This is a genomic window from Pseudomonas sp. 2822-17 (genome assembly GCF_002742485.1).
GTDB lineage: Bacteria > Pseudomonadota > Gammaproteobacteria > Pseudomonadales > Pseudomonadaceae > Aquipseudomonas > Aquipseudomonas cyclaminis.
In genome coordinates this window covers 1-269 of sequence record NZ_LJRZ01000866.1, presented here as the reverse complement: position 1 = coordinate 269, position 269 = coordinate 1, and the positions used below count along the sequence as shown (strand labels likewise).

1 pseudogene is annotated in these 269 nt (G+C 30.5%); it reads left to right on the top strand.

The window, feature by feature from the left end:
- Positions 1–269, top strand: a pseudogene (locus AOA60_RS33625) (hypothetical protein); the annotation flags it as partial.

Below are 269 nucleotides of genomic sequence, written 5' to 3'. Positions count from 1 at the left end.
GGATTATTCCATATTCCAATATCATTATTTAAAATATATATTCCCAAATAGTAAAATGACCATATTGGGTGACTTTAATCAAGGTATTTATGCCCATTCTTATAACTCTTCTAGATTTTTACCAACAGATGGATTGGTAGATGAAAATGAAACTAGCGACTATATAAACTTAACCAGAAGCTATCGATCAACGATGGAGATTGTGAATTTCACAAAAGGTTTTATCAATGGTGAAGATATTGAGCCATTTAATAGACATGGTTCTATAC